Below are 12,781 nucleotides of genomic sequence, written 5' to 3'. Positions count from 1 at the left end.
GCCCCCACCCCCGGCGCCCCTCCCCGGGGCGCCGGGACCCCGCGGGACCCCCCTTCCACGAGGAGCACCGACTCATGCACACGGCATCACCAGCACTCGACGAAGCGCCCGTCGGGCGGCGCGGCGGCCCCCCGGTCTGGCGCCGGGACCGCTGGCGCGCACTGCCCATCCACCAACAGCCCTCGTGGCCGGACCCGGCGCAGCTGCGCACGGTCCTGGGTCAGCTCGCCACCCTGCCCGCCCTGACGGCGGTCGACGACGTCCGTCGCCTGGAGGCGTCCCTGGCCCGGGTGGCCGCCGGGCAGGCGTTCCTCATCCAGGCCGGGGACTGCGCCGAACCGATGGACGCCACCGGGGTGGCGGCGGTGCGGGGCAAGCACCGGCTCATCGGAATGATGGCCGAGACGGTCAGCGACCGCGCCGACCTGCCGACCGTGGCGGTCGGCCGGATCGGCGGACAGTTCGCCAAACCCCGGTCCGAGCCCACCGAGGTCGTCGACGACCGTGAACTGCCCGTGTTCCGCGGCCAGCTGGTCAACGACCCCCGCCCCGACGAGCGGTTGCGCACCCCCGACCCCCAACGGCTGCTGGCCGCCTACCGGGTCTCGCGCACCGTGCTCAACGAACTGCACATCCTCGCCCACGAGCGGGCCACGCACGGACTGGCCGACACCTGGCCCCACCCCCTGCCCCAGGATCCGGGGCGAGGCCCCCACCCGATCGACCGGCCCTGGGACGGATCGCTGCGGTCGGTCATCGCCGGCTACGGGGAGACACTGCCCACCGACCGCGGCGGGTGGACCCACACCGGACTGTGGACCAGCCACGAGTCCCTGGTCCTCGACTACGAAGAGCCGCTGGTGCGGCGCGACCCCCGCACCGGCGAGTGGTTCCTGCTGTCCACGCACATGCCCTGGATCGGAGAACGCACCCGCGCCGTCGGCGGGGCGCACGTGGAGTTCCACGCCACCATCGCCAACCCGGTCGGCTGCAAGATCGGGCCGAACATCGCACCGGAGGAGATCGTCGCGCTGTGCGCCGCGCTGAACCCCAACCGGCGCCCCGGACGGCTCACCCTGATCTGCCGGATGGGCGCCGACCGGGTCCGTGACCGCCTGCCCGCGCTGGCCCGGGCCGTCCGCGCCGCGGGCCACCACGTGGTGTGGGTCTGCGACCCCATGCACGGCAACACCGAAAAACTCGCGACCGGACGCAAGACCCGCAGGGTCGAGCGGATCCTCCACGAGATCGAGGCCTTCTTCGCGGCGCTGCGCGAGGCGGGCGAGTGGCCGGGCGGCGTGCACCTGGAGGCGACCGACGACGACGTCACCGAATGCCTCGACACGGACGGACCCGACGACGGCGCCGTGACCGACGACGGATACCGGACCCTGTGCGACCCGCGGCTGAACGAGAAACAGGCACTGCGCGTGACAGAGACGGTCAGCCGGCTGGTCGCCCAAGGATGACCACCCCGCCCCACGGCCCGTCGCACCGCCGCGAGCGGCGCGCGGCCCAGGACTAGAGAGCTTGGGATGCGAACCCTCCTGATCGACAACCACGACTCCTACACCTACAACCTCTTCCAGCTCATCGCCGAGGTCAACGGCGAGGAACCGGTCGTCGTCACCAACGACTCACCCGAGGCCGACCGCCTGGACACCGACGCCTTCGACAACATCGTCATCTCCCCGGGACCAGGGCACCCCGGCCGCCCCCGGGACTTCGGCGCCTCGGCACGGATCCTGGCCGACGCGTCCGTGCCCGTGCTCGGCGTCTGCCTGGGCCACCAGGGCATCGCGGTCAGCGAGGGCGCCGAGGTGACACCCGCCCCCCAACCCCGGCACGGTTTCCTGACCGCGGTCACCCACACCGGAGACGACCTGTTCTCGGGAATCCCCCAGGGCTTCACGGCGGTCCGCTACCACTCGCTGGCCGTCCCCGAACCGCTGCCGCCGACCCTCGAACCGATCGCCTGGGCCGAGGACGGCACACTGATGGCGCTGCGCCACCGGGAGCGCCCGCTGTGGGGTGTGCAGTTCCACCCCGAGTCGATCGAGACCAGTCACGGACACCTGCTGTTGAGGAACTTCCGCGACCTGACGGCCACCCACAACGAGGGACGCCGCCACGTCGACCGCCCCGCCTCCGCCGAGGACGCCACCGCACGGGGAGAGGGCGCACGCCACCTCCTGCACCTGCGGGTGATCGAGTCGGCGGTGGACACCCAGGCCGTCTTCTCCCGCCTCTTCGCCGACTCCGAGGTACCCGCCTTCTGGCTCGACAGCGCACACGTGGAACCCGGGCTGTCGCGCTTCTCCTTCCTCGGGGACGCCAGCGGACCGCTCTCGGAGACGGTGAGGTACCGGGTCGAGGACCAGACGGTCGAGGTCGAGCGCCCCGGCGCCCCCGCCCAACGGGTGCCCGGCAGCGTCTTCGACTACCTCAAGCACGAGCTGGCCCGACGCCGTGTCGACAGCCACGACCTGCCCTTCGACTTCACCTGCGGCTACGTCGGCTACCTCGGCTACGAGCTCAAGGCCGACTGCGGGGCGGTCAACCGGCACCGCGCACCCACCCCCGACTCCTGGTGGGTCTTCGCCGACCGTTTCGTGGCGGTCGACCACCTACGGGACACGACCTACCTGGTGGCGATGAGCGACGGCTCCGCCGAGCGAGTCGGCCAGGCCACGGCGTGGCTGGAGGCCACCGCCGCCGAGATCCAGACACTGGTCGGCGCCGCACCCGAGCCCTCCGACACCGGCGCCGACCGCGCGGCCGCCCTGTCCCCGGCGGAGATCGAGTCCCACCTGACCGTCGGCCGGCAGGACTACGAGGCCGCCGTCGCGGCCTGCCAGAGCAAACTCCACGAGGGTGAGAGCTACGAGATCTGCCTGACCACCTCGGCCTGGCTGCCCGCGGTCGAGGACGGCTACCGTTTCTACACCCGGCTCCGCACGGCCAACCCGGCCCCCTACGGCGCCTACCTGCGCATGGGCCAGGACATGGAGATGGCGGGCTCCTCACCGGAGCGCTTCTTGACCGTCTCCCGGGACGGCGAGGTGGAGAGCAAGCCGATCAAGGGCACCGTCCCCCGCGGCGCCACCCCGGAGGAGGACGTCCGCCTGCGCGACTCGCTGGCCGCCAGCGCCAAGACCCGCGCCGAGAACCTCATGATCGTCGACCTGCTCCGCAACGACCTGGGCCGGGTGTGCGAGGTGGGCAGCGTCCACGTCCCCCGGCTCATGGCCGCCGAGTCCTACGCCACGGTCCACCAGCTGGTGTCCACGATCCGCGGACGGCTGCGCCCGGACGCCGACGCCATCGACTGCGTCCGCGCCTGTTTCCCCGGCGGATCGATGACCGGCGCACCCAAGCTGCGGACCATGGAGATCATCGACGAACTGGAGACCGAGGCCCGCGGTGTCTACTCGGGCTCGGTGGGGTTCCTCTCCTGCAACGGAGCCGCCGACCTCAACATCGTCATCCGCACCGCGGTGCGGATCGGCGACCGGTGGCGGGTCGGCGCGGGCGGGGCCATCGTCCTGGACTCCGACCCCGCCGACGAGTACGACGAGATGCTGCTCAAGGCGTCCGCTCCGCTGCGCGCCTACCGGGCCGTCGAGGTGGTGCGGTGATGCGCGGCCCCCACTCCGTCACCCCGAAGGGAGGGGACCGGTGAACATCGCCACCGAACTGCGGGAACTCGCCCAGGCACGCTGGCCGCACCGTCCGGCCTTCCACGAGGGGGAGCGGACCTGGACCCACGCCCAGGTGCACGACCTGGCGGCCCGCGCCGCCACCGTCCTGGCCGACCGGGGTGTACGTCCGGGCACCCGGGTCCTGGTCGCGGTCCCGGACGGGATCGCCTGGGTGACGGCGTTCCTGGCCACCGCCCGGCTGGGCGCCACCGCGGTGCTGACCAACCCCGCGCTGCCCGTCGCCGACCACGACTTCATCGTCGCCGACGCCGGTGTCTCCCACGTCGTGGCGGGGGAGGAGACCGCCGACCGGTTCGCGGGACTGGAAACCCTGCGTGACGTCGAACTGGTCGCGGCGGCGCGGCACGCCCCGGAGGGCCGGGCCCAACCGGTGGGCGCCGACACCCCGCTGTACGTCCAGTACACCTCCGGCACCACCGGACGGCCCAAGGGCGTGGTGCACCGCCACACCGACCCGTCCTTCTACCACGCCGCGTTCGGGCGCGCCCGACTGCGTCTGGGGCCCGAGGACGTGACCCTGTCGGTGTCCAAGCTCTTCTTCGCCTACGGGTTCGGCAACGCGCTGGTGTTCCCCCTGTTCTCCGGCGGGTCGGCGGTCCTGACCCCCGAGCGTCCAGGCCCCGGCCGGGTGGCCGAACTGGTACGCCGCCACGGCGTCACCGCCGTCTACGGCGTCCCCTCCTCCTACGCCCGACTGGTCGGCGACACGGACCCGACCGACTTCGCGAGCCTGCGAGTGGCCGTCTCGGCGGGGGAGAAGCTGTCCCCCGCCTTCGCGGAACGCTTCACCGGCTTCCTCGGCGTCCCCGTCCTGGACCAGCTCGGCTCCACCGAGGCCGGACACGCCATGTGCGCCAACGGCGTCGACGACAACGTCGCGGGCACCATCGGCACACCGGTGCCGGGATTCGCGCTGCAGGTGCGCGACAAGCACGGCGACGAGGTCGCCGTCGGCGAGGAGGGCGAGCTGTGGGCCCGCGGGCCCAGCGTGATGCCCGGATACCTCGGCCTGCCCGAGGAAACCGAACGGACCCTGGTCGACGGCTGGCTGGCCACCCGCGACCGGGCCGTGCGCAACCCGGACGGCACCTACACGCACCTGGGGCGCGCCGACGACCTGGAGATGGTCGGCGGAATCACCATGTCGCCGCTGGAGGTCGAGCAGGTCCTGGGCGAACACCCCGGTGTGCGCGACGTGGCGGTCGCCTCCATCCCCGACGAACGCGGCGCCAGCCGACTGCGCGCCTTCGTCGTCGCCACCACCACGGCGCCCGACTCCCAGACCCTCACCACCGAGCTGCTCTCCCTGGCCGGCTCCCGTCTGGCCGCCTTCAAAGTCCCGCGCACCGTCGAACTGGTCGACGTGCTCCCACGCACCGCCACCGGGAAGATCCAGCGTTTCCGGGTCCGCCAGGGCACCTGGTGACCCGCCCCGACGGTGACGCCCCCACCCACCCCCACACCACCCCACAAGGACGGACATGCTCAACCGGCTCCTGCCCGAACGTGCCTTCTACCTCGGCCAGCTGTTCGAGAACGCCGCGGCCAGGTTCGGCTCCACCCCGGTCACCCTCGACCAGCCGCTGGCCACCTTCCCCGAGCGCGGACGCGACCTGACCTACGCGGCCCTGGCCGACGTCGTCGACGACCTCGCCGCCCGACTGTGGGCGGCCGGCGTGCGCCCGGCCGAGCGGATCGCCGTCCACAAGGGCGCCAACTTCGACATCGCGCTGATCGCCTGCGCCGCCGCCAGGATCGGCGCCGTACCCGTCACCCTCTCACCCGCGCTCAGCGGCCAGATCATCGACGAACTCCTGCGGAGGCTGGACCAGCCCTGGCTGGTCACCGACGCCGACAAGATCGACGGAGACCTGGCCGACCTGAACCTGGAGTCGCTGACCCGCCGGGTCCTGGTGGCCGGAACCCGCGAGCACCCCACGGGTCTGTTGCTGGCGGGCCTGGACGACGCCCCCCGCCGGGACCCGGTGCGGATGCACCCCAGCCAGCCCGCGCTGATCACCCACACCTCCGGCACCACGGGCGTGTCCAAGCTGATGGTCCACACCGCGCAGACCATCTTCCACCGCCTGCTGCCCCAGCAGATCATCGCCTGGCCCGTCCGACGGCGCGAACGGGTCGCGCTGTGCATGTCCTTCGTGCACTCCCGGTTCTTCCACTCCCTGGGGGTGTTCCTCAACTACGGGAACCCGTTGGACGTCCTGGTCGACCCCGACCCCGACGTCATCGGCCCCATCTTCACCCGCACCCGCCCCGGGCTGGTGGAGACCCACCCCAACAACTTCATCCAGTGGGAGGAGCTGGCCGACGCCCCGGGCGCCCCGCTGGCCAGCGTCCGCTACTACAGCACGACCTTCGACGCCATCCACCCGCGGACCATCCAGCGGCTGCTGGGAGCCTCCCGGCGCCGCAACCCGCTGATGGTGCAGCTGTACGGGCAGAGCGAGACCGGACCGATCTCGGGCTGGTGGTACACGCCCAACAGCGCGCGGGAGACCGACGGGCGGTGCGTGGGCTTCCCCCTGCCGGGCTTCATCAAGGTCAGGGCCGTCGGCGAGGACGGCGCACCGGTACGCCGGGGCGAGGCCGGGCACCTGGAGGTGCGCAGCCGCGGCCGGGTCCTGACCTACCTGGGCGAGGACGGCCGCTACCGCTCCCAGCTGAACGGATCGTGGTGGCGCCTGGGGGACATGGGCTACCTCAACCGTCTGGGGATGCTCTTCCTCATCGACCGCGACATCGACCAGATCGACAGCATCGACAGCAACCTCGAACTGGAGGACGTGCTGATGTCGAGCCTCGACGAGCTGCTGGAGGTGGTGATCGTCAAGGGCCCCGACGGCACCCCCGTCCCCATCGTCTGCACCCGCAAGGACGCACCCCTGGACCAGGACCGCTGGCGGAAGGCGGTCCAGGACATGCCGCCCATGTCCGACCCGCTGCACGTCCCCTTCGCCGACCTGCCCCGCACCTCGACGTGGAAGGTCCAGCGCGTCCAGCTCACCCGCATGCTCGAAGAGGGTTCGCTGCGCACCGTGGACTCCCGGACCGCCGCCCGATGACCCGCCCCGGGCCGGAGCGGGACCCGCTCGCGGCCCCTTTCGTCCACCGCGACCAGTTGCTGAGGAAGGGCACAGATGAGTAGTAGGCCAGACAGGGACGATCACCGTCCGGTCCTGGTCGTCGGAGCCGGTCCCGTCGGCCTGACGGCGGCACTGGCCCTGCGCGGCGCCGGGCTCCCGGTCACCGTGTTGGAGGCCCAGGCCGCCGACCGGGTGCGTCCCGGAAGCAGGGCGCTGTTCCTGCACAGGGAGTCCCTGGAGCTGTTGGAGAACATCCGCCCGGGACTGCGGGACACCCTCACCAGCCACGGAATCGTCTGGACCACCAAACGCACCCTGTACCGGGGCCGCGAGGTCTTCCGCCGCTCCTACCCGCCGGCCACCGGACAAGGGGCACACCCCTTCACCAGCCTCCGACAGGTGGAGACGGAACGGCATCTGATGCGCGAGTGCGTCCAGGCGGGGGTCGACTTCGCCTGGGAGTCCGAAGTCAGCGAGGTCGACGCCACCGGTGAGCGGGTACTGCTGCGCACCACGTCGGGACACGAGTGGACCGCGCGGTACGTGATCGCGGCGGACGGGGCACGGTCGGGGGTGCGCAAGGCCTTGGGCATCCGTTTGGAGGGAGAACGCTCCGAGTCCTTCCACGTGGTGGTGGACGTCCGCGACGACGGTAACGACGCCCTCCCCCTGGAACGGGTCTTCCACTACGAACACCCCGCCCTGGGCGGACGCAGTCTGATGCGGGTCCCCTTCGCGGGAGGATTCCAGCTGGACCTGCAGTGCAAGGACGGCGACGACCCCGACGCCTACGCCACGGAGGAGGCCGCCCGCCGCTGGACGGCGCGGGTCGTCCCCGAACGCTACGCCGACCGGTTGCTGTGGGTCTCGCGCTACCGGTTCCTCCAGGTGGTCGCCGAGGCCTTCACCGACCCGCGGCGCCGGGTGCTCCTGGTCGGTGAATCCTGCCACCTGTTCCCTCCGTTCGGGGCACGCGGCCTCAACAGCGGGATCGCGGACGCGGTCGAGGCGGCCTCGGCCATCGCCCAGGCGCTGGGCGACCCGGCCACGCGCGAGCCGGCCGTGGACCGCTTCGCCCGACTGCGCCGCGAAGCGGCGCTGTTCAACAGCCGGGCAGCCGGAACCGCCCTGGCACACCTGCGGCCGAGCAGCCGGATCGTCCGGCTGCGGCAGGCGGCCGCCGCGCGGCTGTCCCCCCTCGTCCCGGCGTGCGGGGCCTGGTTGGAGAACTCCCCCTACGGGCCCCGCACCGGCGCGCTCACCAACACCAGCGGGCGGTACTGACCATGACGCAGGCCACCCACACCCGCCTGTACTGGAACCCCGACATCGGGCTGCGTCCGGGGAACACACCCCGGACCGGACTCCTGGCCGCCGACTCCTGGCTGGTGACCGACGGCGCGGCTCGGGCCGTGGAACGCCACCGGGACCGGTTCGCGCGCGCCTGCGTCGCCGCGGGCGTGTCCCGGCTGACCACCGAGTGCTTCTGGGAGGAGGCCCTGGCCACGATCCCCCCGCACGGCGACTGGTTCCCCCGCGCCGAGCTGCGCACCGACGGGCGGCTCGCCTTCCTGCTGCGAGCCGCCCCGCCACGCGGCACCGGCCTGCGCGTCCTGGTCTGGCCCGGCCCCGACCCACGGACCCGGCCCCGGGTCAAGGGGCCGGACCTGGAGCGGCTGGCCGGCGTCCGACAGGGCGCGGTGCGCGCCGGAGCCGACGAGGCCCTACTGTGCACCGGCTCCGACCTGCTCGTGGAGTCGACCACCAGCGCCCTGCTGTGGTGGGAGGGCGACACCCTGTGCCTGCCCTCCCAGCGACTACGGGTCCTGCCCAGTGTCACCGCCGCGCTCCTGGTGGAGCGGGCGCGCGAACTGGGCATCCGGGTCCGCCAGCGGCACGCCCGCCCACAAACCCTCGACGAACGTGAAACCTGGCTGGTCAACGCCTTGCACGGCATCCGCACCGTCACGGAGTGGACAGGCTCCTCCCTCCGGCCCGGCGCCGCCGAGCGCGCACCGGCCTGGCGCGCCCACCTCGAATCCCTCCGGCTGCCCCTGACCGGCCGGTCCGAGCCCCACGCCCCCCGGTGACGCGTTCGCGCGCGTTCGCCACGCACACATCGACTCGGAGGTCCACTGTGAACCAGACGGATGCGACGACCAGCCCACGCCCCACCGCCGCGATCACGGGGGCCGGCCCACGGGACCAGTCGGTCCGCCAGGGGCTGAGAACCACCCCCACCACGAAAAGTGGCCGACACCACACAGGCACGACACACACCCCGAACCACCTGCGAGAACGTGGTTCTCACCGAGGTCACAGCCCTGGGGTGAGCCGACTGTTTCCCGCGTGTTACGACGCGACACCTCCAGGCAACGCACACTTCCTACCTTCGGTTTTGTCATCATCCGTCGAGTAGGAAGGCCTGGTCGTGGCCCCCGAGACCAGCTCATCAAGCCAGCGGACCGGACGGTCCTGGATCACCCACTGGGCACCCGAGGACCCCACCTTCTGGCGGGAGACCGGCCGACCCATCGCCAAGCGCAACCTGTGGGCGTCGATCCTGTCCGAGCACATCGGATTCTCCGTCTGGAGTATCTGGTCCGTGCTCGCCCTGTTCATGACCCCCGCCGCCGGGTTCGACTGGGCACCCGAACAGAAGTTCCTGCTCGTCTCGCTCGTCGCCCTGGTCGGCGCGATCCTGCGCGTGCCCTACACCCTGGCCGTGCCGATCTTCGGCGGCCGCAACTGGACGATCATCTCCGCGTCCCTGCTGCTCATCCCCACGGTGTTGGCGTTCTACCTCATCCAGAACCCCGACACCCCCTACTGGCTGTTCCTGGTCCTGGGCGCCACCGCGGGCGTGGGCGGAGGAAACTTCTCCTCCTCCATGGCCAACATCAACTTCTACTTCCCCGAGAAGGAGAAGGGCTGGGCGCTCGGCCTGAACGCGGGCGGCGGCAACATCGGCGTGGCCACCGTCCAGCTCGTCGGCCTGGCCGTCATCGCCCTGTTCACCGCCTCCTCCGGGCACCTGGTCCCGCTGTTCTACGCCCCGTTCATCCTGCTGGCCATCTGGGTCGCCCTCCGCAGCATGAACAACCTCACCAGCGCCCGCACCGACGTGTCCGCCCAGATCGCCGCCACCCGTGACCGGCACTTCTGGATCATGTCCTTCCTCTACATCGGCACGTTCGGCTCCTTCATCGGCTTCGGGTTCGCCTTCGGCCTGCTGCTGCAGAACCAGTTCGGCCTCGAACCCCTCCAGGCGGCCTCCGTCACCTTCCTCGGCCCCACCATCGGCTCCCTCATCCGACCCGTCGGCGGAAAGATGGCCGACCGCCTCGGCGGCGCCCGCGTCACCTTCTGGAACTTCATCGCCATGGTGATCGCCACCGGCCTGGCCGTCGCCTCCATCCAGATCGACAACCTGATCCTGTTCATCGGCGTCTTCGCCGTCGTGTTCGTCCTCACCGGCATCGGCAACGGCTCGGTCTACAAGATGATCCCGTCCCTCTACGCCGCCAAGGCCCAGAGCGCCATCTCCGCGGGCACCCCCGCCGAGGAGGCCCACTCCTACAACAAGCGCATCGCCAGCTCCATGCTCGGCCTCATCGGCGCCATGGGCGCCTTCGGCGGCGTCGCCATCAACCTCGTCTTCCGCGAGTCCTTCCGCGCCACCGAGTCGGCGGCCCCCGGGCTCGTCGCCTTCCTGGTCTTCTACGCTGTGTGCGCCGTGGTCACCTACACCGTCTACATGCGCACACCCACCCTCGCCGCCCCCGCCCAGACCCAGGCCACCGGCACCACGGAGACCGTCGCACGATGACCCCAGGCCAGAGCACCACGACCCACTGCCCCTACTGCGCGCTCCAGTGCGCCATGCACCTGGACACCGGACCGGACGGGCGCCTGACCGCCCGCCCGGCGGCCTTCCCCACCAACCGGGGCGGGCTGTGCCGCAAGGGCTGGACCTCCACCGAGGTCCTCACCGTCCCCGACCGCCTCACCCGACCCCTGATCCGCAAGGACCGGGACTCCGAACTCACCGAGGTGGACTGGGACACGGCGCTGGACCACGTCGCCGCACGCCTGAACGCGCTGCGCGCCGAGTCCGGCCCCGACGCGGTCGCGGTGTTCGGCAGCGGTGGACTGACCAACGAGAAGTCCTACACCCTGGGCAAGTTCGCCCGACTGGCGCTGGGCACCTCACAGATCGACTACAACGGCCGGTTCTGCATGTCCTCGGCCGCGGCCGCCGGCAACAAGGCCTTCGGCCTGGACCGGGGCATGCCCTTCCCCCTCACCGACGTGGCCGAGGCCGAAGTCGTCCTCCTGGCCGGCGCCAACCCCGCCGAGACCATGCCACCGATGATGGGGCACCTGTCCGCGCCCACACTCATCGTGATCGACCCACGCCAGTCGGGCACCGCCCAAGCGGCCCTCGACAACGGGGGAGTGCACCTGGCCCCCCGCCCCGGGACCGACCTGGCCCTGGCCCTGGGCCTGCTGCACGCCGTCCACATCCAGGGCTGGACCGACACCGACTACCTCGCCGCCCGCACCCACGGCTTCGACCAGGCCTGGCGACACGCCGCCGCCTGGTGGCCCGAACGCACCGAACAGGTCACCGGCGTCCCGGCCACCCAACTGCGCCGAGCCGCCGACCTGCTCGGCCGGGCCGCCCGCAACCAGTCGGCCTACGTGCTGACCGGCCGCGGCACCGAACAGCACGCCAAGGGCACCGACACCGTCTCGGCCTGGATCAACCTCTCCCTCGCCCTGGGCCTGCCCGGCCGCCACGGGTCCGGATACGGATGCATCACCGGACAGGGCAACGGACAGGGCGGCCGCGAACACGGCCAAAAGGCCGACCAGCTGCCCGGCTACCGCAGAATCGACGACCCCGCCGCCCGCGACCACGTCGCCTCCGTGTGGGGAGTGGACCCCCACACCCTGCCCGGCCCCGGTCGCAGCGCCTTCGAACTCCTCGACGCCCTGGGCACCGACGGCGGACCGCGCGCCATGCTCCTGTTCGGGTCCAACCCCGTCGTCTCCGCCCCCGACGCCGACCGCGTCCGTGACCGCCTGGCCTCCCTCGACCTGCTCGTGGCCGCCGACTTCGTCCTGTCCGACACCGCCGCCATGGCCGACGTCGTCCTGCCCGTCGCCCAGTGGGCCGAGGAGTCGGGCACCATGACCAACCTCGAGGGCCGCATCCTGCGCCGCGCCAAGGCCATCGACCCCCCCGAGGGCGTGCGCACCGACCTTCAGGTCCTGGCCGACCTGGCCACCCGCCTGGGACAGCCCGCCGAACGCTTCCCCACCGACCCCGACACCGTTCTGGCCGAACTCGGCCGCGCCTCCGCCGGGGGAGCGGCCGACTACTCCGGCGCCACCCCCGACCGCCTGGACAACGGCGAGGCCCTGTACTGGCCCGTGCGCACCGACGCCGAGCCCACCCCCCGCCTGTTCCTGGACACCTTCGCCCACCCCGACGGGCGCGCCCGCCTCATCGCCGTCTCCCACCGCCCACCCGCCGAGACCACCGACGAGGACTACCCCCTCATCGCCACCACCGGACGGCTCATGGGCCACTACCAGTCCGGCGCCCAGACCCGCCGCGTCCCCGAACTCACCGGCGCCGAACCCGAGGCCTACGTCGAAGTCCACCCCGACACCGCCGCCCGCGCCGGACTCGCCCACGGAGACTGGGCCCGCCTGACCTCCCGCCGCGGCCACACCCGCGCCCGTGTGCGCCTCACTCCCACCGCACGCCTGGACACCGTGTTCGTGCCCTTCCACTTCGCCGACGACCAGGCCGCCAACAACATCACCAACCCCGCGCTGGACCCCACCAGCCGCATGCCCGAGTTCAAGGTCAGCGCCGTGCGTCTGGACCCCGAGCCCACCCCCTGACCACCCCACCCGCCCACCCCGGCCGACGCCGCCCGGGAA

General features: G+C 72.1%; 8 protein-coding genes. All 8 read left to right on the top strand.

Annotated features, from left to right (window positions below; translation table 11 throughout):
* The first annotated feature begins 74 nt into the window (after nt 1-74).
* The 8 genes from KIK06_RS07215 to KIK06_RS07180 all read left to right on the top strand — a co-directional run bounded on the left by KIK06_RS07215 (nt 75) and on the right by KIK06_RS07180 (nt 12,742).
* Nucleotides 75-1,469 (top strand): 3-deoxy-7-phosphoheptulonate synthase, encoded by a 1,395-nt coding sequence (locus tag KIK06_RS07215; RefSeq protein ID WP_268642512.1) that lies wholly within the window; start codon nt 75-77, stop codon nt 1,467-1,469.
* Between the two features lie 66 nt (nt 1,470-1,535).
* A complete protein-coding gene (gene pabB / locus KIK06_RS07210; RefSeq protein ID WP_268642511.1) occupies nt 1,536-3,638 on the top strand; it encodes an aminodeoxychorismate synthase component I in 2,103 nt (700 codons plus the stop codon).
* Nucleotides 3,639-3,678: 40 nt separating this feature from the next.
* Complete coding sequence (locus KIK06_RS07205) at nt 3,679-5,148, top strand: AMP-binding protein (RefSeq protein ID WP_268642510.1); 1,470 nt, start codon at nt 3,679-3,681, stop codon at nt 5,146-5,148.
* Nucleotides 5,149-5,203: 55 nt separating this feature from the next.
* The gene (locus KIK06_RS07200; RefSeq protein WP_268642509.1) at nt 5,204-6,802 is read left to right on the top strand and encodes a class I adenylate-forming enzyme family protein; all 1,599 of its coding nucleotides are present in this window, start codon (nt 5,204-5,206) and stop codon (nt 6,800-6,802) included.
* Nucleotides 6,803-6,877: 75 nt separating this feature from the next.
* Entirely contained in the window at nt 6,878-8,107 is a 1,230-nt protein-coding gene (locus tag KIK06_RS07195; protein ID WP_017597615.1) for an FAD-dependent monooxygenase, read from the top strand.
* A 2-nt stretch (nt 8,108-8,109) separates the two neighbouring features.
* Nucleotides 8,110-8,913: an aminotransferase class IV gene (locus KIK06_RS07190; protein ID WP_268642508.1), complete on the top strand. Its 804-nt coding sequence runs from the start codon at nt 8,110-8,112 to the stop codon at nt 8,911-8,913.
* A gap of 341 nt (nt 8,914-9,254) precedes the next feature.
* The gene (locus KIK06_RS07185; protein ID WP_017597617.1) at nt 9,255-10,652 is read left to right on the top strand and encodes an MFS transporter; all 1,398 of its coding nucleotides are present in this window, start codon (nt 9,255-9,257) and stop codon (nt 10,650-10,652) included.
* Nucleotides 10,649-12,742 (top strand): molybdopterin oxidoreductase family protein, encoded by a 2,094-nt coding sequence (locus tag KIK06_RS07180; protein WP_268642507.1) that lies wholly within the window; start codon nt 10,649-10,651, stop codon nt 12,740-12,742. The genes KIK06_RS07185 and KIK06_RS07180 overlap by 4 nt, the downstream gene beginning before the upstream one ends.
* The last annotated feature ends 39 nt before the right edge of the window (nt 12,743-12,781 follow it).

This window comes from Nocardiopsis sp. EMB25 (assembly GCF_026797795.1).
In the GTDB taxonomy this organism is placed as follows: Bacteria; Actinomycetota; Actinomycetes; order Streptosporangiales; family Streptosporangiaceae; genus Nocardiopsis; species Nocardiopsis lucentensis.
The sequence above is the reverse complement of the archived record's forward strand: the minus strand, read 5'-3'. Positions and strand labels throughout refer to the sequence as shown.